The sequence below is a fragment of the Thermosynechococcus sp. PKX82 genome (genome assembly GCF_031583255.1).
GTDB lineage: Bacteria > Cyanobacteriota > Cyanobacteriia > Thermosynechococcales > Thermosynechococcaceae > Thermosynechococcus.
Map to the genome: position 1 here is coordinate 908,384 of NZ_CP134169.1, position 21,953 is coordinate 930,336.

Below are 21,953 nucleotides of genomic sequence, written 5' to 3' on the forward strand. Positions count from 1 at the left end.
CCTGCTATCTTTAAGTCTATTTCGGCTGATCTTGCATCATAGCTCCCGCTTCAGGTTCTGGTCGGTCGTACATAGTGGGGAGTCAAAGGGGCTACTTCTCAAATGAACTATATCTACTTCATTAAATGGGAGGGCAAAATAATATGGGGCAAGATGGGTCGTAAGTCATCCACCGATACAGGACCAAAGTTCATGATTGTTGGGTATGCCAGCGTAAAGTCCACGAGTGTGCCCCGCCGCCCATAGCGACAGCGGCCGCCATCCACAATCAGCGGTACCTGCTCGCCGTAGTATTTTTGGGCATCCTCAAAGTTGACAATCAGTTCCGTTCCCACCTTGACCGTTGCTGCCACTAAAAAGAAGGGCAAAGCCCCCACTAGATCGTAAATGAACTGGTCGGGACAGGCCAGATAAACACAGTTAAACCCCTGCATAATTTGTGGATCGAGGTGGGGTTTACCCTTGACAATCATGGTCACAGGATAGGGAAAGTGATCCACCATGGTTTTAGCATCTCGAGAGAGTTCTGCCACTTCAGCAGCGCGATCGCTCCGCGTGAGAATAGCCAGAGGTTGCTCTGTACTAAAGTGTTTGAGACGGCGTAGGTTCGCTATTGCCCTTGGGCTGGTGCCATTCACCACAAAGCTATAGACGGTAGCCATGGGCAAAATAATCACTTCTTCTTGCTGTAAATAGCGCTCAATAGTGGCAAAGCTAGTGGGATGGGCAGCTAGCGATCGCGCTAAGGGGGTCATGGTGCGTACTCCAGAACCAGTGAAAAGCTATTGTTTCTTGATCTTGAGCCTACACCCTATGGCCTTTAGAGGGAATTGAGGAAAGATAAGATGTGATGATGAGACGGATAAGGCGATCGCAGGGAGTGCAGTTTCAATTACCCTAGAAAACTGAAACAATGTAAAATAGATTACAAAACTTTTAGGTGGCTCGTGATCCCCGGCTGACGAGAGCCAGTGCCCAAATGGCCATGGGTCGCAGATACATACAGGCACGGAACGTCCCATTGGCCGTAATCGCCTCCGGTGTACGAAATTGCAGACCATTCTCGTAGATTTGCCGTACCACCACCTCGGCTAAATGCCATGCTTCGCGGGTCATACCCCGCAGCCACAAAAAGGCGGCCAAGCCAAAGTTAATCCCTGTCCAGACTTCAAGGGGATGGGTAGCGTGGGGGTTTTCGGGTTGACCATTGGGCAATAAACCGTTGGCGGCACCCAACTGGCCATTGTGAAATTCGAGAAAACAGATGTCGTAGATTTTTCGCAGGGCGCGATCGCAACAGTCTGGGGGCACAATATCCGCCAAACCCAAGAGTTGGGCATAGAACTGACCACAGAGCTGATCCGCCATGATCACATCGGAACCACTGCCGGTATCGAGACGATAGTACTCGCCATTCCACAGCAGTTGATGGTAGCGGGGGCGAGCTTGCTTGAGCCACTGGCGGTAGGTCTCCACCTGCGGTTGTTGGAGAATCGTGCCGAGGGCGATCGCTGCCTCGAGGGCTGCCAACCACAAGCCACCACAGTAGGCACTGACCCCCTGTAGCTTCCAGTCATCGTAGGTTTGATCCGGGGCACCGCCATTTTCTGGCAGGCCATCGCCATCGCGATCAAATTGTTTCAAATAGGCCAAGGCCGCCACCACTGCCGGCCAGCATTCGCGCGCAAACTCGAGATCCGTCTGCCCAGTAAACAAAAAGTCGCGATAGACCAAAAGGACAAAGTCAGAAGCTAAATCCTTCCAAAGATTGCAGTCCTGATAAGCAGTGTAGTTCGTCCTTTCCCAAGGATGCTCATTGGGCGCACCGAGATCGTGGGGTACAGCATTGGCCAGTTTGCGAGGGGCTTTGTAGGCGGTTTCGGGGTCACCGCGATAGAAGTAGCCAATGATTCTCCGGGTGGGATCAGCGGTGGGAATCGCCCGCGCAAAGGCACGCATTACGGATTTTTCCAGTTCTGGCCACAGTTGCAGCAGGGCAAAGGAGCCATAGAGCCGCACATCCAGACTTTCATACCAGCGGTAGTCAAGGCATTCTAGAACGGCGAACTGCCCCACGGGGTCGCGATCGCTGGCGGTACTCCAAAGCGTTCCACCACTACTGAGGACGTACAGCTCATTGCACAGAGCCATCTTGAACCAGTCGGGCCAATCGGGGTGGGTGAGAATTGGCGCTTGCCAAGTGCGAATCTGCTGTTGCCATTCCTTGTAATGCTCTAGGCCACGGGCGGCAAGGGTGATAGCATTGGTGCCACTGCGATCGCAAAAATCCGTGTAGCGACGGTAATAGATCACGCCCTTACCAAACTCAGTCACAGGAAAGTCCCACGCCAAGACCACGGGAATTTGTTTTGTTTGCCTAGGTGCCAAGGCAAAGCGCACCGCAAAGGCGGCGGCCACCTGTTCTCCCGCTGCCGCTGGGGTTGGATCATTGACAATTGGTAGGGAACCATCCCCCGAAAATGATTGCCACAGTTGTGCCCCATCCCCCTCTGGCTGCCAGCGACTACAGCCAAAAAACTCACCAAGGCCTGTGGGAACCAATGCTGCCCATTCACCATCGCCTTCTTGGGGTGGGTTCGGGTGGGGCGTACGGCGCAGTCGCCAACCTTGGTAGGACTCCGTTTGAATCAGTTCATTAAAATTGCCGTCACTTTGACCCCAAGGGGGCGTGTAGGTATAGACGGGGCTGCCATCATCGCGGATTTCAATGGCAGAGGAAGGGGTGGTATTGCGAAACCAACCGACGGTATTTTGCCACGAGAACATCAAGCTGAGGGTGAGGGGCTGATCCGTGGGATTGCTAAACGTCCACAGAAACACTGCCACGGGGTAACTGGTTTCTTGGTAGTTGTGGGGCAGAATCGGTGAAAACTGTTCGCAGGTGATCTCAGCCTTAAAGACCCCCTCATAGACAAACCAACTGCGGGGATAGCGGGCAGCGTAGATACCTTTGCCAGCCGGATACCATTGCCAAGTGCTGAGGCGGCCATCGCTAGGGGGAGTCCCTAGGGCATAGGCCTGTGTCTGCTCTCCCTGCTCAAAAAGACTAAATTGACAGGCCGCTAGGGTGCCAAAAATGTGCTCTCCGCCGTCAATATGCCAGAAATTAAAATCCCCAGCAGAAGAACGGCCAATGCAACCTGCGCCAAACCCCCCCAGCGGCATGCCATGCCAAGGGCCATCGTCTAAATTGCTGGCATAGCGAACGCGGTAGGGATTTTCCCAGCCTTGGGCGATCGCCCGTGTCCAGGTACAGTTGGCAAATTCAATCACACCCTTTCTGAAGACCTGTCTGATCCAGAATACCCTTTTAGCGCTGCACCGTCACTTGGCACTTGGCACAAAGACCGAAAAACTCAAGGGTATGGTAGAAAATCTCAAAATGGTAGGACTGTTGTAGCTCAGCTTCTAAGTGCTGGACTGGGCAGCAGTTAATCTGAATCGATGCCCCACAGTGCAAACAGGTGAGGTAGTGTTGATCCTGCTGCACGAGGCTATAGACCAATTCGCCACTGGGCAACGCCCGTGCTTGCACCTCACCATTGATGCGCAGACTATCGAGGGTGCGATAAACCGTTGCCAGTCCTAGGGGAGTTTGCCGCTGCCGTAGTTCCAAAAATAGTTCCTGTGCCGAGAGCGCTCGGCCACTGGCTCTAAGGGCATCGAGAATAATGACTTGGCTACGGGTGCGTCGCGGCGGCATAGCAATAGGACAACATTACCTTGATTTTACCGTTCCGCTCCGGTGGCAGATGGCAAAAAATAGCAATCATCCCATCCCACGCATTTTCACCAAGGTCAACATCCCGCAGATCGCAGTGATAGGTAGTAATGGCGACTCCCCGTTCTTGAGCAAGGCGCTGGGCTTTCGCCAGTCCTAGGCATTCACAGCCGTGACGGCATATCCCTGCTGAGCAAGATAGACGGCATTACGCCCTTCCCCTTCGACGAGGGAGAGAATTTGCCCTTGGGGCACAAAGTCATGGGCATGGGCTTTGAGGAAATCGTTTGGCTCTGTGCCGTAGAAATAAGTGTCTCCTTGAAAGGGAGTGTCCCACATCAATTATGAGTTCTTTCCCAAAACGCCAGCAATTAAGTAAAGGGAGCCACAGACCACACAGCGATCGCCTGCCCTATCGAGTGCCTCAGTCACCTCCTTAAAAAGACGGCATTCCCCTAACTCAGGGCAACAGGTGTAGGCAAGTGCCTTCAAGTCCTCTAAGTCAGCGCTAGCGTGATCCAGTACGGGTACCAACCACAGGCGATCGCCCCCTCGCAGGAGATGTTTGAGAATCCCCTCATGATCCTTATTGGCGAGCATCCCCACCACCCATGTCACCTCTGTCCAGCCCAGTTGATCCACGTATTGCCGTAGGTAGGCGGCGGCAGGAGCATTGTGGGCACCATCAATGAGCAGTTTGCGCCCTTGCCACTGTAACCATTGCAGTCGTCCCGGCCAGCGGGTTTGTGCCATTCCCTGTTGAATCACTTCTCGGGAAATCTGCCAGCCTTGAGATTGTAACTGTTGTAGCGTGGCGATCGCGATCGCTGAATTGACCAACTGCATTTCTCCAGCCAAGGGCAAGGGGTACTCCATCCCCCTCCAAATCGCCCATCCCGGCCGCTTTGCACACCACTGGGCTGGTTCTGGCCAGATCGCTGGGCACCCCAAAGCTTCCAAACGCTGCGCAATCACCGCCTCTGCCTCGGGGGGAACAGGGCCAATGACGGCTGGCACGCCCGGCTTGAGAATACCTGCTTTTTCGCCAGCGATCGCCCCCAAGGTATTGCCCAACCGCTGCCAATGATCCCAACCGATGGAGGTAATCACACTCACCAAAGGGGGCTGACATACATTGGTCGCGTCCAAGCGCCCCCCCAAGCCCACCTCTATCACCGCCACATCCACCCGCTGCTGGGCAAAATACAACCATGCCGCCGCCGTGATCACTTCAAACTGACTGGGGGGATAAGCCACCTGTGGCAGTACCGCTTCAATGTGTTGAATCAAGGTCAAAAAGACCTCAGGGGCAATGGGTTCACCATCGACACAAATGCGCTCACACCAACTCAACAGATGGGGTGAAGTATAACGCCCCGTGCGATAGCCCGCCGCCCGCAAAACACTATCCAAATAGGCACACACCGACCCTTTGCCATTTGTCCCCGCAACGTGGATCAAGGGCACCTGTAACTGGGGAGACCCCAAAGCACTCAGCAGCGCTTGGATGGGTTCAAGGCCAAGGCGCACCCCAAAGCGGGCGTAGGGACTTAGCGCCGCCGTCAGCGGATCACTCACAGCCTGATTGAAGCAGATTAGCGGGGTTCGCGGCGACCATTGCGCCATGTGGCCACAATGCGGGAGCCATCCGGTAGCGTAAAGACCCCCTGTCCTTCAAATAAGCCATTGCGAAACTGTCCGGCATAGCTTGTGCCATCTCCGAAGGAGAGCGTTCCAGTTCCATGATACTTGCCCGCTAGAAACTGCCCCTCATAGCGGGTACCGTCGGGAAAGGTGAGCACCCCCTCCCCATGGTATTGACCATTGAGAAACGTGCCCTCGTAGCGTTGACCATTGGCCAGTTGGAGAGTGCCCTTGCCATTGAAGATGCCATCCACAAACCCCCCTTCGTAGCGTCCCCCATCGGCATAGGTGAGCACCCCCTGACCGTGGTAGCGGCCATTGCGAAATTCCCCTTCATAGCGGTTGCCATTGGCCATTGTGAGGATACCTTGGCCATTAAAACGACCATTGAGCAATTCCCCTTTGTAGGTGCTGCCGTCGGGAAGTGTCATGGTAACATCCCCGGTGACACGCCGCCCTTCATAGACGGCAATTTGGGCAGTTACAGGAGCTAAGTGCAGGGTTGCACATCCTAAACCAACAAGGCAAGAACTCATCACCCAGCGGTAAATAACAGCAGGATTTGGGTTGTACAGATGAGTCATTACTGGACACTCCACAAGGGTGGACAATTGCAACTTCTCTAACTGGCACAGCTTGTCTCCTATGCAAACTTGGGGAGGAAACTCAAAGCTTTGTCTTGGAATCGGTCTCTGTGCCTGCAGCACTTTGAATAAGCAAGTCCTCAGGAGGGTGGTCAAACACTCTCTTGCGAGACGCAAAGGGTGGTATAGTGCTCCCTTGATAGCGTCTTGAGCAAAATCTTGATTGCAAGGATGTCCTCAAGCGCCCTCCCAACCCCCTGAGTGGGGCAGATAAATCTCTATGAAAGGGGGAAGGAGAATGTACCTCACTGGCAGTTAAAGCAGGGATGAGGGAGAATTGGACATGCAGCTCTCAAGAGGCTGGCTTTCCGAAGGGCGCAGGGTTTTGTTTGGGGAGCGGAAGGTTGTGGATGGGCTGAAACGGCTCTTGGGCAGGGGTCACTCCTTGGGGTTGACCCTAGTATTGACATTGGGGGCGTTGCTGGTTCTCAGCCCCCTACTGGTGGTGCTCTGTACGTCGGGCTGGCCACCGGGAACCCTACCTACCCAATTGTTGCCACCCCAAGGCTGGACATGGCAGAGCTATCAGGCAGCATGGCAGGAGGGACACTTTATCTTGGCCTTTGCCAACTCAACGTTTGTGGCTTTAGCGGTAACGGCGCTCCAGTTGGTGACCTCAGCCCTAGCGGGTTACGCCCTTGCGCGACTTTCGTTTCCGGGGCAACAGACGATTTTGCTGCTGATGCTGGCAACCCTAGTGATCCCATTTCAACTTTTGGTGATCCCAATTTTCCTCATCCTCAAGGCGGGTCATCTGATCAATACCTATGGCGCCTTGATCTTGCCGACGGCGGCCAATGGCTTTGGCGTCTTTTTGATGCGGCAGTTTTTTCTCACATTGCCCGTTGCCCTTGAGGAGGCAGCCCTCTTGGATGGGGCAAATCGCTGGCAAGTCCTCTGGCATATTCTCTTGCCCCTGAGCCGACCGGCCTTGGTCACACTCTTTATCTTTACCTTTATTGGGGAGTGGAATGACCTCTTTAAGCCCTTGGTCTTTACCACTAAGCCAGAACTGATCACAGTGCAGCTTTCCTTGGCCAGTTTTCAGGAGCAGTTCACCAATGATTGGCCGTTGATGATGGCGGCGGCGGTGATTGCCACTGTGCCGGTGATGATTTTGTTTATTTTGGGTCAGCGGCAACTGATTCGCGGCATTGCCACGACGGGACTAAAGAGCTAAAGTTCCGTTCGGAAAACCGTACTGCAACAGGAGTTGCGATCGCCAACCGTCTCTCGCTACATTAGCACTCGAAGGGTGAGAGTGCTAAACAACTGCAAGTGATGCTCTTGCCCCCCAAAAACTGCGCGATGAGCCGTGCAGTGAGTGCTATCAATCCATACTCTTACAATTGGGAGAACAGTACGCTATGGCAGCCGTATCTCTAAGCGTTTCAACTGTGAAGCCGTTGGGCGATCGCATTTTTGTCAAAGTCAGCGAAAGTGAAGAACGTACCGCAGGGGGCATCCTCCTGCCCGACAATGCCCGTGAAAAACCCCAAGTGGGCGAAGTGACCGCCGTCGGTCCTGGCAAACTCACTGAAGACGGCAAGCGTCAGCCCATGGATGTGAAAGTGGGGGACAAAGTGCTGTACTCCAAATATGCCGGTACTGAAGTGAAACTGGCGGGCGAAGACTACGTTCTCCTCTCGGAAAAAGACATCTTGGCCATTGTTGGCTAAGTCGCTGACACTCCTTACATTTCTGTGCGATTTTTCATCACTGTTGAACGATTGAGGTAGGAAACACCTATGGCGAAGCGCATTATCTACAACGAAAATGCTCGTCGTGCCCTCGAAAAAGGGATGGACATCTTGGCTGAATCCGTGGCCGTGACCCTTGGTCCTAAAGGACGGAACGTAGTTCTGGAGAAAAAATTTGGCGCCCCCCAAATTGTCAACGACGGGGTGACGATCGCCAAAGAAATTGAACTGGAAGATCACATTGAAAATACCGGTGTGGCGCTGATCCGCCAAGCCGCCTCGAAAACCAATGATGCTGCCGGTGACGGTACGACTACGGCAACGGTTCTTGCCCATGCCATGGTGAAAGAGGGGCTGCGCAACGTAGCTGCCGGTGCTAACCCCATTGCCCTGAAACGCGGGATTGACAAAGCCACCCACTTCCTTGTGGAAAAAATTGCTGAACATGCCCGTCCGGTGGAAGATTCCAAAGCCATTGCCCAAGTGGCAGCAATTTCCGCGGGCAACGATGAAGAAGTGGGTCGGATGATTGCCGATGCCATGGACAAGGTGGGCAAAGAAGGCGTGATCTCCCTCGAAGAAGGCAAATCCATGACCACCGAACTCGAGGTCACTGAGGGGATGCGCTTTGACAAGGGCTACATCTCCCCCTACTTTGCCACCGACACCGAGCGCATGGAAGCGGTGCTTGATGAACCCTTCGTGCTGATCACCGACAAGAAAATTACCTTAGTGCAAGATCTGGTGCCGATCCTCGAACAAGTGGCTCGCGCCGGTAAACCGCTGGTGATCATTGCTGAAGACATCGAGAAAGAAGCCTTGGCGACCCTCGTGGTCAACCGTCTGCGCGGTGTCTTGAATGTGGCTGCGGTGAAAGCTCCCGGCTTTGGCGATCGCCGTAAAGCAATGCTCGAAGATATTGCCGTCCTCACAGCGGGTCAAGTGATCACCGAAGATGCCGGTCTGAAGCTGGAAAATACCAAGCTGGATATGCTCGGTAAAGCTCGCCGCATCACCATCACCAAAGATCACACCACGATTGTGGCCGAAGGCAATGAAAAAGCCGTCAAAGCTCGCTGCGAGCAAATCCGTCGCCAAATCGAAGAAACCGACTCCAGCTATGACAAAGAAAAACTGCAGGAGCGGTTGGCCAAACTGGCCGGTGGTGTGGCAGTGATTAAAGTCGGTGCTGCCACTGAAACCGAAATGAAAGATCGCAAACTCCGTCTGGAAGATGCGATTAACGCCACCAAAGCCGCTGTTGAAGAGGGGATCGTTCCCGGTGGCGGTACCACCTTGGTGCACTTGGCGCCTGAGTTGAGCAACTGGGCGGCTGAGCACCTGACGGGTGAAGAACTGATTGGTGCCAACATTGTTGAGCGTGCCCTTAGCGCTCCCCTGCGTCGCATCGCTGAAAACGCGGGTCAAAACGGTGCCATCATTGTCGAACGGGTCAAAGAAAAACCCTTCGATGTGGGTTATGATGCCGCCAAAGATGAATATGTCAACATGTTCGATGCTGGTATCGTTGACCCTGCCAAAGTCACCCGCTCGGCTCTGCAAAATGCGGCCTCTATTGCCGGTATGGTGCTGACCACCGAGTGCATCATCGTTGACAAACCCGAACCCAAGGACAACAATCCTGCGGGTGCCAGTGCCGGCATGGGCGGTGACTTCGACTACTAAGCCCAACCCGTCGGTGAATCCCTGAAACTCACTGGGTTCAGCGCAAGTAACCTAAGTCACACTCACAGCGGGGAAACCACACCCCGCTTTTTTATTGGATGGTGCCAAACGGGTCTGGCCGCGTTGCTATAATAACCCTCAATGTAACGTTTTTTAACATTCGCAGTTTGCAGCATGGGCGATCCAGTGCCTACGGGTGAAATTCGGGTTCGGGGTGCACGGCAGCATAATCTGAAAAACATTGACCTCGATCTGCCCCGCGATCGCCTGATTGTGATGACAGGGGTTTCTGGTTCCGGTAAGTCCTCTCTGGCCTTTGACACGATTTTTGCTGAAGGGCAACGCCGCTATGTGGAGTCGCTGAGTGCCTATGCACGGCAATTCCTCGGTCAGTTGGATAAGCCGGATGTGGATGCCATTGAGGGGCTGAGTCCAGCGATTTCCATTGATCAAAAGTCCACTTCCCACAATCCTCGCTCGACGGTGGGCACGGTGACGGAAATCTATGATTACCTGCGGCTGCTCTATGGCCGTGCGGGTGAACCCCATTGCCCCCATTGCGATCGCTCGATTCGCCCCCAAACCATTGATGAAATGGTGGATCAGGTGATGCAGTTGCCCCCTCAGACGCGCTTTCAAGTTCTAGCTCCTATTGTCAAGGGGAAAAAGGGCACGCATAAAAAACTGCTGTCGAGTCTTGCTAGTGAAGGTTTTGTGCGGGTTCGCATTAATGGCGAGGTGCGCGACCTCAGTGATGCCATTGAACTGGATAAAAACCATGCCCACACGATTGAAATTGTTGTCGATCGCCTTGTGCTCAAACCTGGCATTGAAGAACGCTTAGCGGACTCGCTGCGAACGGCGTTGCACCATGCCAATGGTACGGCAATGGTCAGTGTGGTACCCCGCGAGGGTGAGGCTAAGGGTCAAACGCTCCTATTTTCCGAAAATTTTGCCTGTCCGGAGCATGGGGCCGTGATGGATGAGCTATCGCCGCGGCTCTTTTCCTTTAACTCCCCCTACGGTGCCTGTCCAGAGTGCCATGGCTTGGGCTATTTGCGCAAATTTAGTCCGGAGTTGATTGTCCCCAATCCTGAACTACCGGTCTATCTGGCGATCGCCCCCTGGGCCGAGAAAGAACACGACTACTACCTTGCTCTCCTCTGTGGCATTGCTGAGGCCTTTGGCTTTGACATCAATACACCGTGGTACCGCCTCACGGAGTTGCAACGGGAAATTATCCTCTACGGCACCGATACCCCAATTCTCATCCCCGCCGATTCCCGCTATCGCAAACGGGACTATTACCGCCAATTCCAAGGGGTGATCCCAATTCTAGAGCGGCAGTACCGCGAGACCACCTCCGAAGCCTACAAGCAAAAATTGGAAGAGTACCAAGTCAATCAAACCTGCCCCGCCTGTGGTGGTCAACGCCTAAAACCCGCCGCCCTAGCAGTGCGCTTGGGGCAATATCGCCTCACGGATCTCACCAGTGTCTCGATTCGTGAGTGTTTAGCACGGCTGCGATCGCTCCAACTGAGTGCCCGCCAACAGCAGATTGCGGAGCTGGCTCTGCGGGAAGTGACCGCGCGATTACAGTTTCTCGTGGATGTGGGGCTAGATTACCTGACGCTGGATCGCAGTGCGGCCACCCTCTCTGGTGGTGAAGCCCAACGCATTCGCTTGGCCACTCAAATTGGCTCTGGCCTGACGGGAGTGCTCTATGTCCTCGATGAACCCAGTATTGGCTTGCATCAGCGGGATAATGATCGCCTCCTGCAAACACTGTTTCGCCTGCGGGACTTGGGGAATACGCTGATTGTGGTTGAACACGATGAGGACACGATCCGCGCTGCCGATCACATTGTTGATATTGGCCCAGGGGCGGGGATCTACGGCGGCCAGATTGTGGCTCAAGGCAGCCTAGAGGCGATTCTCAATCATCCCGACTCCCTGACGGGGGCTTATCTGTCGGGGCGCAAGCGCATTGAAACCCCCAGCGATCGCCGGCCGGGGAATGGTCAATCCCTGATTCTCAAACAGGTATCTCGCAATAATCTCAAGAACATCACCGTAGAAATTCCCCTCGGTAAGCTGGTGTGTCTGACGGGGGTATCGGGGTCGGGGAAATCCACCCTCATGCACGAAGTCCTCTATCCTGCCCTGCAGCACCATCTCGGTCACAGTGTGCCGCTCCCCAAGGGAGTTGGCGAGATTGAAGGCTTAAATGCCATTGACAAGGTGATTGTCATTGACCAGTCTCCCATTGGTCGTACCCCCCGCTCGAACCCTGCCACCTACATTGGGGTGTTTGATGTTATCCGTGAGGTCTTTAGCCAAACCGTGGAGGCCAAGGCACGGGGCTATAAACCAGGGCAATTTTCCTTCAATATCAAGGGCGGACGCTGTGAAGCCTGCGCTGGCCAAGGGGTGAATGTGATTGAGATGAACTTTTTGCCCGATGTCTATGTGCAGTGTGAAGTGTGCAAGGGGGCACGCTACAATCGCGATACCCTGCAAGTGAAGTACAAAGGCTGCTCGATCGCCGACGTTTTGGATATGACCGCCGAGACGGCACTGGCCTTTTTTGAAAATATCCCCAAGGCAGTGAGCAAGCTGCAAACCCTCGTGGATGTGGGCTTGGGCTATCTCAAACTAGGGCAAACGGCACCGACCCTCTCTGGGGGCGAAGCCCAACGCCTCAAATTGGCGGCTGAACTGTCGCGGCGTGCCACGGGCAAAACGCTCTACCTCATTGATGAACCCACCACGGGGCTGTCTTTTTACGATGTGCATAAACTCCTCGATGTATTGCAGCGTCTCGTGGACAAGGGCAACTCGATTTTGGTGATTGAGCACAATCTGGATGTGATTCGCTGTGCCGATTGGATTATTGACCTTGGACCAGAGGGGGGCGATCGCGGCGGAGAGGTGGTTGCCGTCGGCACCCCTGAAGCGGTGGCACTGGTGCCCCAATCCTACACAGGGCAGTACCTCGCCAAGGTGTTAAATCGCGCCGCCAGTCCTCAGCAGTAGTAGAATACAGGTTGCTCTGCCTTGCTTTATTCCCTTTATTCCTATGTCCATGCCCACCATGACCCTCTGCATTTCCTGTCCTGATCAGCGGGGGTTAGTGGCCAAGTTGGCGCAGTTTGTCTATCGCTACAACGGTAACATTGTTCATGCTGATCACCACACGGATGCTGTCGCGGGCATTTTTCTCTCCCGCCTCGAGTGGGAACTAGAGGGCTTTGAAATCCCCCGCGATCAGATTGCTGCCACATTTATCAACTATGCACAGCGGGAAAAAGTCTTTGCCAGTTGGCAAGGGGTGCGCTGGCAGTTGCGGGCGTCGGATATTCCCTATCGCTTGGCCATTTGGGTGAGCCGCCAAGATCATTGCCTGTGGGATTTGCTGCTGCGGCAGCGAGCGGGGGATCTCTTTGCGGAAATTCCCCTGATTATCAGTAACCATGAGCATTTACGTCCCATTGCCGAACAGTTTGGCATTGACTTTCACTATATCCCCGTGACACCAGAGACCAAGCCCCTTGCCGAAGCCAAGCAGCTGCAACTGCTCAAGGACTACAACATCGATCTGGTGGTGCTGGCCAAGTATATGCAGGTACTCAGTCCAGAATTTATTGAGGCCTTTCCCCAAGTGATCAACATTCACCATTCATTTTTGCCTGCCTTTGCGGGGGCGAATCCTTACCACCGTGCCTATGAGCGGGGGGTAAAAATCATTGGTGCCACGGCCCACTATGCTACAGCGGATTTGGATGAAGGACCGATTATTGAGCAGGCAGTTGTGCACATTAGCCATCGCGATACGGTGGCAGATCTGATTCGCAAGGGCAAGGATTTAGAACGGGTGGTCTTGGCACGGGCAGTACGGCTGCATTTGCAAAATCGGATTCTGGTGTATGGCAATCGCACGGCAGTCTTTGCCTAGGCGCTAATCAGGGGGCAGTTGCCTTTTTGCTGAGGAGCTTGAACTTTGGAAGCTGTTGGACAATCTGGAGCGTTTCGACGCTCACTCGCACCACGCGCTTCAGTAAGTCAATAATGTAGCGGGGATCTGCTGACCAGTCGTTGGGGTCATTGCGAATTTGGCTGTCTTTATCCACAGTGACTTGATAGCGATCCATCACCCACTCGATGGCAGGCTTGCCATTCACCACATATAGCTATTCCAATAAGGAATGAGATATCATCCAGCACAATACTTGCGAATCACTTCATCAATCGAACTGTTTGACCCTGCATACATCCGCGCTCGCTTCAGCGCACTGAAGTCGTGCTCAATCACATTCAAATCAGGAGAGTATTTCGGTAAAAATAACACCTCGTGACCCGCCGCTTTCACCACTGCCTGAATCGCCCCTTTTGGATGAATCGGTGCATTATCCATCATCAACAACGACGGTCTCTTTAACGCCGGCAAACAGTACTGACTCAGCCAGCTCACAAACCCTAACGCATTCAAGTATCCGCAAAACAGCATTGGGGCGATGAAGTCTTTCTGGTGTCTATACCGTCCTGCGACTCAACTCTCTCTTTTCTGACGCTTCCCCGCTCGCTCTCCATCAATCGGGATGGGCAGCAACATCGGCTGCTAAAGACGCCCAATCCAGTTTCCAAGGACGACGGGGGACAACCGTGGGGGCTGAGTCCTCTCGCTTCAGCCAGCGATGGATAGTGGCGCGGCTCACCTGGAAGATTTGAGTTGCTTCACTGATTTTGCCACCTTGCTGGATGTAGGAGACAACCCGCTCTCGTCAGTTCAAGCCATAGCTCATATTCTTGAGTAACATTCATGACGCTTTGAGTATAGCCTATCCCTCTTGAAAATATCTCATTCTTTTTCGAAATAGCTATAAATCTTCAATTGACAAGGCAGGGATGTATATCTTTGATCGCAAGGTGAATTTTTATGCACGTCACCCCCAACGCCAAATTGACCGTAAAATCGTGATTTCGCCAATGGTAGAGGATCGGGAACGACCAGTTGCCGCAGCATTGGGAATAGAAATTTATCGCTATGCCGATGCCGTAGAGGGTCGATAGGCTCTCCCGGACACTAACAAGGGGAAGAGGGGGGCACAGAGTCATCGTGGGGATCGGGTACAGGGTCATAGCCGCCGGCGGCAAAGGGATGGCAGCGCAAAATACGACGAATAGCTAAATAGGTTCCCTTGACTGCTCCAAATCGGGCGATCGCCTCAATCGCATAGACAGAACAAGTGGGCCTATAGCGACAGGTGGGCAAAAATAAGGGCGAAATCCAATGCTGATAAGCGCGAATCAAAAAGATCAGTGCTTTGCTTAGCCAGTTGTCCACAGCCTTTGCCTACAAGGTATCCCAATTATACGCAGGTTAATGGGGGCGAAATAGATGGTGATGTTCTGGACTATAGAGGCAGGAGCGCAATGAGCCATGGCCTTGATGTTGTACTGCCAGTGCTGGACTGATCAGGTAAAGGGTGGTGCGCGTCAAGCGCTGCTGCTGACTAAACGCCGCCATTTCAGCCAAGGGAACCAGCCACAACTGCTCATCGGGCCATCCCAAGCGGTAGCCCACAGCAACTGGGGTTTCGGGTGGATAGTGCTGAAGCAAATCTCGCTGGGCACGGTGGACACAATTCGCACTCAGGTAGAGGCAAAGGCTGGCTTTGTGGGCGGCTAGACTGGCCAATTCTTCTGTTGGTGGGACGCGTGTACGGCCACTGGCACGGGTGAGGATAATTGTCTGTACCAATTCGGGTAGGGTGAGTTCGGCATTGAGGCGGGCGGCGGCCAATTGATAGGCACTGATGCCGGGGACAACTTCAACGGTAATGCCTGCTTCGGTGAGGCGGGCAATCTGCTCGTGAATGGCACTGTAGAGGCTCGGATCTCCCGATTGCAACCGTACCACTTTTTTACCCGCTTGGACTGCTTCAACCATCAGCGGAATCATTTCTTCAAGAGTCATTGCGGCTGTGGGAATACAGGTGGCACTCGGCGGTGCAAACTGCAAAATCCCCGTCGGCACAAGAGAATCGGCATAGAAAATCACATCGGCCTCTTGGATCAGCCGTTGTCCCTTGAGGGTGAGTAATTCTGGATCACCGGGGCCAGCACCCACAAAGTAAACCCCAGCCGAGGTCTGTCTTTTTAGCACTACACTGCACCTGATTATTCCCCTTACTAAGATTAACTTTTGCCGGTAACACAAGTTATGTCAGGATCAAGACAGGTCAGTTTAAGAGGCAGCGAATCATGAGCGGCAAACGGATTCTCATGCTTGTGGGTGACTATGTGGAAGATTACGAAGTGATGGTGCCGTTCCAAGCCCTCCAAATGGTGGGTCATGCCGTGCATGCTGTCTGCCCTGATAAAGTCGCTGGGGACATTGTTCGCACGGCAGTTCACGATTTTGAGGGGGATCAAACCTATAGTGAAAAGCGGGGACATAACTTTACCCTCAATGCCACTTTTGCAGAGATTGACCCCGTTACCTACGATGCACTAGTGGTGCCGGGGGGTCGTGCCCCAGAGTATTTGCGCCTCAATCCACGGGTCCTGGAAATCACCAAGCACTTTGGCGAGACCCAAAAACCGATTGCAGCCATTTGTCACGGCCTCCAACTGTTGGCGGCAGCAGGCGTTCTTGCGGGCAAAACCTGTACGGCCTATCCGGCCTGTGGCCCTGAGGTCGTGAGTGCTGGGGGTAACTTTACCAGTGTGGCAGTGGATGCAGTCGTAGTGGATGGCAATCTGGTCACGGCGCCCGCTTGGCCTGCCCATCCCCAGTGGTTGGCGGCATTTTTAGAGATTTTGGGAACAACGATTAGCCACCGACCCTTGGCAGCAGTGTAGGATCACCGTGGCATGGCGATCGCCCTCAGCCAAATTGCCCAATATCTCCAACGGCACCAACTGAACTATCGGTTGAATGCGGCCAACCACCAAATTATTACGGGCGTCAACGGTGATCACCTTGAGCGATTTATCGTCGTCATTGAGCTAGATGAGGGAGGCGAGTTTTTTAAGCTCTATGCCCCCAATCTTTTGCCGGGGATTAAAACCCACCAGTTTCGTGATGCCATTTTGCAAACGCTACTGTGCATTTCGTGGCAGACAAAAATGTTGCAGTGGGAGTACGACCCCAATGAGGGTGAAGTGCGTGCCATGATTGAATTCCCCATTGAGGACAGCACCCTCACCGAACGGCAATTTTTTCGCTGCTTGGGGGCACTCGTGGAAATCGTTGACAATACAGTGCCGCGACTGCGAGAGTTGGTTGAACACGAGCCTCCGCCGCTCGACGCGGATCTGGCCATGGGCGAACGCCTATTGCTGACGATTCAGGAAGAAGCACCGGGGCTATTGGATCTCATTGCCCAAGCTCTTGAAGCCCGTCGCCAACGGGGTCGGGTCAGTTTGAATTTAGAGAATTTAGACACCTAAGTCAGACATCTAGAGTTCTGTTTAGATTCAGATTCAAGACGAGGGGGGTGCAGGGGGCGTTTGCCGCGCGTAGAAGCGGCCATTCTTCATTTCAATCAACCCTTGACACTTTTCACAACTAAAGCGCCACAGCTTACCGACCGGAACTTTCAGCGGGTGATGACAATGGGGACACTCGCCACTCCATACCTCCTCATCCCCAAGCATCCACATACTGCCCACGACCATCGGCAGACCGATGATGGTTCCTAATCCCGTGGCACAAAAGCCCAGACCCATGACTATGCCGGCAAGACCTGCCACCTTTGATTGATGATCGCGGGGGACTTTTTCAATGGTGGGAATGGTGTAAATCTCGGATTCAGAGGGGGGCTGGGGGGGTTCTGTGGCGGTTTCAGGGGGTGGTGGGGGTTCTTGTGTCTTATCTGCCTGAACCGGTGGCTCAGGCTCGGCCTCTAACCAAGGATCCCGTAGGGGAGGATAGTTGGCGGCTTCTTGGTGTTGGGGAAGGGCAGAAGATTCTGAAGGAACTGGGGGTGCAGTGGGCAACATGTCTGAGACTGCCCAAGGATCCTCAACAACAGAGGCAGCGTCTGGGGCGATCGCCCCCTCAGGCGAGGATTCAGCTTCAGCCGTCATCTCAGCAGTCATGGCGGGCTGGGGGTCGATCTCCGCCTCTAAGGCTTCTAGGGCGGCAATATCCTCAGTCGTCGGTTCAGGGAAGTCGTATGCTTCAAGGGTCGGTTGCTCTAGGGTAGCTTCAGAGAGTTCGGGTGCTGGTTCAGGGATCTCAGCAATACTGTCTTGGGCTTCTGGTGTTGCAATGCTCTCTTCTATGGACTCAGAAGCTTCTGGAGGTGGTTCAGCAGCGACTTCGAGGACTGGCAATTCCCATTCCCCTGAGAACCCCCCAACGGTACTGGCTTCAATGTGTTCTTCTTGCAGCGAGGGCGACTCAGATGGAGATTCTTCACGGTCAGTATTGGGTTCTGGTGAGGGTGGGTTGGGGTCAAAGGCGGCAGCTAAATCTGCCAAACTAATGTCCTCATCAGGATCGATTTCTGGAATCTCATCTAGGAAACGCTCTTGCGGCTCACTGATGGGTTCTGCCCCTGTTCCATTCTCAGTGACTTGCTCTAGGGGAGGAGCTACATCCCCATATTCAGGTGTGCTCTCTACTGGAATCGGGTGTTCCTTCTCTTCGGGCGATCGCGCCACAGCATCCTGACTTTCAGATGTGGCAGGTACCTCGGAGGTCATAAAAGCAGACATTAAATCCAGCAGCGTGGGTTCAGGGGAGGGTGGCTCAGTCGCTGCCGTTTCGGTGCCCCATGGATCCTCGACCACGTCTCGATGGGGTTGGGTGGGTGGCAGGACTTGGAGCTGAAAATGACTTTCCCAGAGAGGGACACCCAACACCCGTGACTCAATGAAAACCCGTTGAATCTCTGGCAAGTGCAATTTTTCTAAGGCAGTGCGGATCAAGGTTACGGCTGCCCCCTGATTGAGTATTTTTTCTGAATGCAGCGTGATCATTAACTCCTCGGCCTGACGTACCACAGTGGCCTTTACCCGCTTTGGCAGGAGGACAGCATTCAGCAGCGTACCAATGGCACGGGGGTCGCCCTGCCGCGCAATATCCAGCAAACGGGAATCACTCATAAACCGATCAATAGAATGGAACGGGGTGCCGCTAGTTCTAGCCTACTGCGATTTCAAAAGAGTGATAGGGAGCGGGTGGCGATCGCTTGACTATCCTACGTATCAACAACCAAGCTAACCTACACCCTAAGTTTAGAGCGGTTGAGAAGCTTGGAAAAAATCCCTTCGGCATCAAGGACATCCATACCATTTTCTGAAGCGGCGGCTACAGGATCCTTGATTTGTGCGTTACCCTTTCGGCGTAACTTACCTTTTCGGGGATTTCAGTGGGGCTATGCGGGGGATTAATAGCCCGAACTACCTTTAGTGTAGCTAAGGGATGGCCAGATGACAACTCCCTAAAGCGTGTAAATTGTTACAAACAATTACAAGCACCCACTAGACTGGGAAAAAGGATGTTCACAAATTTCAGCAGGGCATGACAGCGGCAACACGCTCCACGGATTGGCAACTTTTGCAACGACTGATTCCTTACCTCAAGCCCTATCGCTGGGGACTGGTGGGAAGTGGCTTGCTCTTGATTCCCTTGGCGGCAGCAGCAGCATTACAACCGATCATCATTGGTCAGGCGATCGCCTTCCTCAAAGGCGAAGAGAGTACCTATAGCTTTTTGAAACCTTTGACCCTGACCCAAGGGATTGATCTACTGAGCATTGCACTGCTGATTACCGTGGTGCTGCGCTTTGGGGTGCAGGCGGTGCAGGGGTACTGGATTCAAAAAATTGGCCAAAACATTACTGCCGATATTCGCCATGACTTATTTGACCACGTGCTCCGGTTATCGTCGCGCTTTTTTGACCGCACCCCCGTCGGTAAGCTCATTACCCGCTTGACCAGTGATGTGGATGCTCTGGGGGATGTGTTTGCCACTGGCGCCGTGGGGGTTCTCAGCGATGTCTTCTCAATGCTGGTGGTCATCCTGACAATGTTTTTCATTGACCGCCTCCTAGCAACGCTGCTGCTGGCCTTGGTACTGCCGATCACTGCCCTGATTATCTATTTTCAACATCGCTACCGCGTGGCCAACTACAAATCCCGCGAGGAGCTGTCGCTACTGAATGCCGATCTTCAGGAAAACATCGTTGGCATTACCGTGGTGCAACTGTTTCGCCGTGAGGCCTTTAATAGCCAACTGTTTCGGCGGCGCAATCAACGCTACATCAAAGAGGTGGATCGGACGATTTTCTACGATTCGGCAGTATCAGCAACGTTGGAGTGGATTGCCTTTGTGGCGATCGCGGGGGTTCTCTGGCTGGGCGGTGCCTTGGTGGAGCAGCGCACGATTGACTTTGGCACTTTGGCCACGTTTATTCTCTTTTCCCAGCGCGTTTTTGATCCGTTGCGGCAGTTGGCGGAGAAATTTACCACGGTGCAAGCGGGCTTAACCGCCATTGAGCGCATCCATGATCTGCTCTCAGAACCGATTGAAATTCAGGATCCCGATCGCACCTTTTTGCGTTTGCCCAAGCCAGAAAATACAGCCGCTGCCGTTGAGTTTCGCGATGTCTGGCTGGCCTACAAAGACGATGACTACGTCCTCAAGCAACTTTCCTTTCAGATCCATGCTGGCGAAAAGGTGGCGATTGTTGGTCCTACGGGTGCAGGTAAAAGTTCAATTATTCGCTTGCTTTGTCGCCTCTATGATCCAACGCGCGGTGAAGTCCTTGTTAGTGGTCGCAATGTCCGCGACTTTACCCAAGCAGAACTGCGGCAGCACATTGGCGTGATTTTGCAGGATAGCTTTCTCTTTTCAGGGGATGTGAAAAGCAACATTGCCCTCGGTGACAACTACACCCTTGCCGAAATTCAGCGGGTGGCCGCCGAAATGAACATTGCCGACTTCATTGAGCAGTTGCCCCAAGGCTATGACACTCCCCTGCGGCAGCGGGGCACGAATCTATCAGCGGGGCAGCGACAACTTTTAGCCTTTGCGCGGGTAGCGATTCGCAATCCAGAAATCCTTGTCCTTGATGAGGCAACCGCCAATTTGGATGTGGGTACAGAGGTAATGATTCAGGAGGCCTTGAACCGCCTGTTGGTGAATCGAACCGCCATTATGATTGCCCACCGCCTAGCCACGATTCGCCATGTGGATCGCATTTTTGTGCTCAAACGGGGACAACTGGTGGAGCAGGGCACCCACAGTGAACTCTTGGCCCGCAATGGGGTGTATGCCCATCTCTACCGGTTACAGGCGCTTGCCGAAGAAGCAGCCCCTACCCAGGACGCCTGATCCTAATCCACAACAGCAGTGGCAGCCCTAGCAGTTGTAGCCCTACCGACACCAATACCAACAGCCCCAAGGAGCGATCGTAGAGCACTCCCATGAGGAAACTGCCGAGAAACCACGCTAAGCCATAGCCAGTGCTGAAGATGCCATAGGCTGACCCCCGCCGCTCTGGGGGGACGAGGTTGGCGACGATCGCCCGCACAATGGATTCTTGGGCACCCATGCCAATACCCCACAGCACCATGCCCCAAATCACCGCAGAACTGAGGAAGACCAAGGGAGCAAAGCCTACCGACAGCACAACCGCAAGGATCAAGGCCATGATGCCAATGCGATCCAGTAAGTACCCAAAGAGCAGCGCAGCCACGGCATCAACCCCCATCGCCAAGGCGTAGAGCAGCGGGATTTGGCTCGTTTGCAGACTGTCTCCCTGCTGTAAATGAAAAGCAATCAAGGGGAAATCCACATAACCGGCGCCCAGAAAGGCCACGGCCAATAGATAAATCCAAAACAGTGTTGGTAGTCTTTTGGTATTCAGATCCTGCACCACCGTTTCAAAGTCCCGTGGCTCTGGGTACCGCCGCTGCGTCACCAATAAAACGACCAGCCCCATCAGGGCAGGGATGGCGAGGACGGCAAAACTCCATTGATAGTGCTGGGTGCGGGCAAAGACGCCGGCCACCATCAGCGGCCCAACAACGGCACCAATTTGATCCATCGCCTCATGGAGACCAAAGCCAAAGCCGCGACCCACTTGGCGAGCACCGTAGGAGAGCAACACATCGCGGGGGGGTGTACGAATCGCTTTACCGGTGCGCTCAGCAATCATGAATCCCGCTAGGACTTCCCAACGATGGGTCAAGGCCATGAGGGGCACAGCTAAGGTATTGATGGCATAACCAAGGGTGGTAATGCGCCAATAGGCACGGGTACGATCGCTGAGATAGCCAATCCCAAGGCGTAGACCATAGCCGATGAATTCCCCCAAACCCGCTACGAGGCCGACAACGGTACCACTGGCACCCAATACTCCTAAATAGACCCCCGTAAGACTGCGGGCGCCTTCATAGGTGGCGTCGGCACAGAGGGAAACCACCCCTAGGAGCACGACAAACCTGAGGGCGGAGCCTTTTTGGCAAACCATGACTCAACTCCTGTATTTAGGAATTTAGGAATGTCCACAGTATATT

The 21,953-nt window shown here is 53.8% G+C and carries 19 protein-coding genes and 2 pseudogenes; 9 read left to right on the forward strand and 12 right to left on the reverse strand.

What is annotated here, in order from left to right:
* Window positions 1-113: 113 nt before the first annotated feature.
* From RHH53_RS04360 to RHH53_RS04385, 6 genes are all read right to left on the reverse strand, one after another.
* Complete coding sequence (locus tag RHH53_RS04360) at window positions 114-755, reverse strand: L-threonylcarbamoyladenylate synthase (RefSeq protein WP_206201215.1); 642 nt, start codon at window positions 753-755, stop codon at window positions 114-116.
* Between the two features lie 181 nt (window positions 756-936).
* Window positions 937-3,294: a GH116 family glycosyl hydrolase gene (locus RHH53_RS04365; RefSeq protein ID WP_310744150.1), complete on the reverse strand. Its 2,358-nt coding sequence runs from the start codon at window positions 3,292-3,294 to the stop codon at window positions 937-939.
* Between the two features lie 37 nt (window positions 3,295-3,331).
* Window positions 3,332-3,724, reverse strand: a complete 393-nt coding sequence (locus RHH53_RS04370) for a Fur family transcriptional regulator (protein WP_206201216.1) — start codon at window positions 3,722-3,724, stop codon at window positions 3,332-3,334.
* A 174-nt stretch (window positions 3,725-3,898) separates the two neighbouring features.
* On the reverse strand, window positions 3,899-4,081 hold the full coding sequence (locus tag RHH53_RS04375; RefSeq protein WP_302678947.1) for a hypothetical protein: 183 nt from the start codon (window positions 4,079-4,081) through the stop codon (window positions 3,899-3,901).
* Between the two features lie 3 nt (window positions 4,082-4,084).
* Window positions 4,085-5,368: a folylpolyglutamate synthase/dihydrofolate synthase family protein gene (locus RHH53_RS04380; protein ID WP_315863520.1), complete on the reverse strand. Its 1,284-nt coding sequence runs from the start codon at window positions 5,366-5,368 to the stop codon at window positions 4,085-4,087.
* Window positions 5,338-5,970: an MORN repeat-containing protein gene (locus RHH53_RS04385; RefSeq protein ID WP_206201218.1), complete on the reverse strand. Its 633-nt coding sequence runs from the start codon at window positions 5,968-5,970 to the stop codon at window positions 5,338-5,340. The genes RHH53_RS04380 and RHH53_RS04385 overlap by 31 nt, the downstream gene beginning before the upstream one ends.
* 415 nt (window positions 5,971-6,385) lie before the next feature.
* Between RHH53_RS04385 and RHH53_RS04390 the strand changes: the two genes are divergently transcribed.
* The 5 genes from RHH53_RS04390 to purU all read left to right on the forward strand — a co-directional run bounded on the left by RHH53_RS04390 (window position 6,386) and on the right by purU (window position 13,371).
* Window positions 6,386-7,210 carry a carbohydrate ABC transporter permease gene (locus tag RHH53_RS04390; protein WP_315862916.1) on the forward strand — a complete coding sequence of 275 codons (825 nt, stop codon included), beginning with the start codon at window positions 6,386-6,388 and terminating at the stop codon, window positions 7,208-7,210.
* Between the two features lie 187 nt (window positions 7,211-7,397).
* On the forward strand, window positions 7,398-7,709 hold the full coding sequence (gene groES / locus RHH53_RS04395) for a co-chaperone GroES (RefSeq protein WP_149820030.1): 312 nt from the start codon (window positions 7,398-7,400) through the stop codon (window positions 7,707-7,709).
* A 69-nt stretch (window positions 7,710-7,778) separates the two neighbouring features.
* Window positions 7,779-9,416 carry a chaperonin GroEL gene (gene groL, locus RHH53_RS04400; protein WP_206201221.1) on the forward strand — a complete coding sequence of 546 codons (1,638 nt, stop codon included), beginning with the start codon at window positions 7,779-7,781 and terminating at the stop codon, window positions 9,414-9,416.
* Window positions 9,417-9,590: 174 nt separating this feature from the next.
* Entirely contained in the window at window positions 9,591-12,452 is a 2,862-nt protein-coding gene (gene uvrA, locus RHH53_RS04405) for an excinuclease ABC subunit UvrA (protein WP_310744152.1), read from the forward strand.
* Window positions 12,453-12,495: 43 nt separating this feature from the next.
* Window positions 12,496-13,371: a formyltetrahydrofolate deformylase gene (gene purU, locus RHH53_RS04410; protein ID WP_206201223.1), complete on the forward strand. Its 876-nt coding sequence runs from the start codon at window positions 12,496-12,498 to the stop codon at window positions 13,369-13,371.
* A gap of 7 nt (window positions 13,372-13,378) precedes the next feature.
* Here purU and RHH53_RS04415 read toward each other — a convergent pair whose 3' ends face one another.
* A complete protein-coding gene (locus RHH53_RS04415; protein ID WP_225901655.1) occupies window positions 13,379-13,600 on the reverse strand; it encodes a type ISP restriction/modification enzyme in 222 nt (73 codons plus the stop codon).
* 29 nt (window positions 13,601-13,629) lie between these two features.
* A pseudogene (locus tag RHH53_RS04420) lies at window positions 13,630-14,176 on the reverse strand (transposase).
* Window positions 14,177-14,297: 121 nt separating this feature from the next.
* On the opposite strand from RHH53_RS04420, the pseudogene RHH53_RS04425 reads away from it, so the two are divergent.
* Window positions 14,298-14,486 (forward strand): annotated as a pseudogene (locus tag RHH53_RS04425) (hypothetical protein); the annotation flags it as partial.
* Window positions 14,487-14,499: 13 nt separating this feature from the next.
* On the opposite strand, the gene yidD reads toward RHH53_RS04425, so the two are convergent.
* Window positions 14,500-14,760, reverse strand: a complete 261-nt coding sequence (yidD, locus tag RHH53_RS04430) for a membrane protein insertion efficiency factor YidD (protein ID WP_206201226.1) — start codon at window positions 14,758-14,760, stop codon at window positions 14,500-14,502.
* Between the two features lie 36 nt (window positions 14,761-14,796).
* Window positions 14,797-15,582: a precorrin-4 C(11)-methyltransferase gene (gene cobM, locus RHH53_RS04435; RefSeq protein ID WP_206201227.1), complete on the reverse strand. Its 786-nt coding sequence runs from the start codon at window positions 15,580-15,582 to the stop codon at window positions 14,797-14,799.
* A gap of 98 nt (window positions 15,583-15,680) precedes the next feature.
* Between cobM and RHH53_RS04440 the strand changes: the two genes are divergently transcribed.
* On the forward strand, window positions 15,681-16,280 hold the full coding sequence (locus tag RHH53_RS04440; RefSeq protein ID WP_310453286.1) for a DJ-1/PfpI family protein: 600 nt from the start codon (window positions 15,681-15,683) through the stop codon (window positions 16,278-16,280).
* Between the two features lie 12 nt (window positions 16,281-16,292).
* Window positions 16,293-16,871 (forward strand): hypothetical protein, encoded by a 579-nt coding sequence (locus RHH53_RS04445; protein WP_302678954.1) that lies wholly within the window; start codon window positions 16,293-16,295, stop codon window positions 16,869-16,871.
* Window positions 16,872-16,904: 33 nt separating this feature from the next.
* Here RHH53_RS04445 and RHH53_RS04450 read toward each other — a convergent pair whose 3' ends face one another.
* Window positions 16,905-18,533, reverse strand: a complete 1,629-nt coding sequence (locus tag RHH53_RS04450; RefSeq protein WP_310437887.1) for a hypothetical protein — start codon at window positions 18,531-18,533, stop codon at window positions 16,905-16,907.
* A gap of 418 nt (window positions 18,534-18,951) precedes the next feature.
* Here RHH53_RS04450 and RHH53_RS04455 point away from each other — a divergent pair, with 418 nt between their 5' ends.
* Window positions 18,952-20,766 carry an ABC transporter ATP-binding protein gene (locus tag RHH53_RS04455; RefSeq protein ID WP_302678956.1) on the forward strand — a complete coding sequence of 605 codons (1,815 nt, stop codon included), beginning with the start codon at window positions 18,952-18,954 and terminating at the stop codon, window positions 20,764-20,766.
* Here the strand turns inward: RHH53_RS04455 and RHH53_RS04460 are convergent.
* A complete protein-coding gene (locus RHH53_RS04460) occupies window positions 20,750-21,907 on the reverse strand; it encodes an MFS transporter (RefSeq protein ID WP_310453284.1) in 1,158 nt (385 codons plus the stop codon). The two genes, RHH53_RS04455 and RHH53_RS04460, sit on opposite strands and share 17 nt — an antisense overlap.
* Window positions 21,908-21,953 lie beyond the last annotated feature (46 nt).

Excerpts from the sequence above, each read along its gene's own strand:
- RHH53_RS04450 (WP_310437887.1), bottom strand. The coding sequence starts at position 18,533 with ATGAGTGATTCCCGTTTGCTGGATATTGCGCGGCAGGGCGACCCCCGT.
- RHH53_RS04370 (WP_206201216.1), bottom strand. The coding sequence starts at position 3,724 with ATGCCGCCGCGACGCACCCGTAGCCAAGTCATTATTCTCGATGCCCTT.
- RHH53_RS04380 (WP_315863520.1), bottom strand. The coding sequence starts at position 5,368 with ATGGCGCAATGGTCGCCGCGAACCCCGCTAATCTGCTTCAATCAGGCT.
- uvrA (WP_310744152.1), top strand. The coding sequence starts at position 9,591 with ATGGGCGATCCAGTGCCTACGGGTGAAATTCGGGTTCGGGGTGCACGG.
- RHH53_RS04445 (WP_302678954.1), top strand. The coding sequence starts at position 16,293 with ATGGCGATCGCCCTCAGCCAAATTGCCCAATATCTCCAACGGCACCAA.
- purU (WP_206201223.1), top strand. The coding sequence starts at position 12,496 with ATGTCCATGCCCACCATGACCCTCTGCATTTCCTGTCCTGATCAGCGG.
- RHH53_RS04460 (WP_310453284.1), bottom strand. The coding sequence starts at position 21,907 with ATGGTTTGCCAAAAAGGCTCCGCCCTCAGGTTTGTCGTGCTCCTAGGG.
- RHH53_RS04455 (WP_302678956.1), top strand. The coding sequence starts at position 18,952 with ATGACAGCGGCAACACGCTCCACGGATTGGCAACTTTTGCAACGACTG.
- RHH53_RS04385 (WP_206201218.1), bottom strand. The coding sequence starts at position 5,970 with ATGACTCATCTGTACAACCCAAATCCTGCTGTTATTTACCGCTGGGTG.
- groL (WP_206201221.1), top strand. The coding sequence starts at position 7,779 with ATGGCGAAGCGCATTATCTACAACGAAAATGCTCGTCGTGCCCTCGAA.
- RHH53_RS04440 (WP_310453286.1), top strand. The coding sequence starts at position 15,681 with ATGAGCGGCAAACGGATTCTCATGCTTGTGGGTGACTATGTGGAAGAT.
- RHH53_RS04375 (WP_302678947.1), bottom strand. The coding sequence starts at position 4,081 with ATGTGGGACACTCCCTTTCAAGGAGACACTTATTTCTACGGCACAGAG.
- groES (WP_149820030.1), top strand. The coding sequence starts at position 7,398 with ATGGCAGCCGTATCTCTAAGCGTTTCAACTGTGAAGCCGTTGGGCGAT.
- RHH53_RS04360 (WP_206201215.1), bottom strand. The coding sequence starts at position 755 with ATGACCCCCTTAGCGCGATCGCTAGCTGCCCATCCCACTAGCTTTGCC.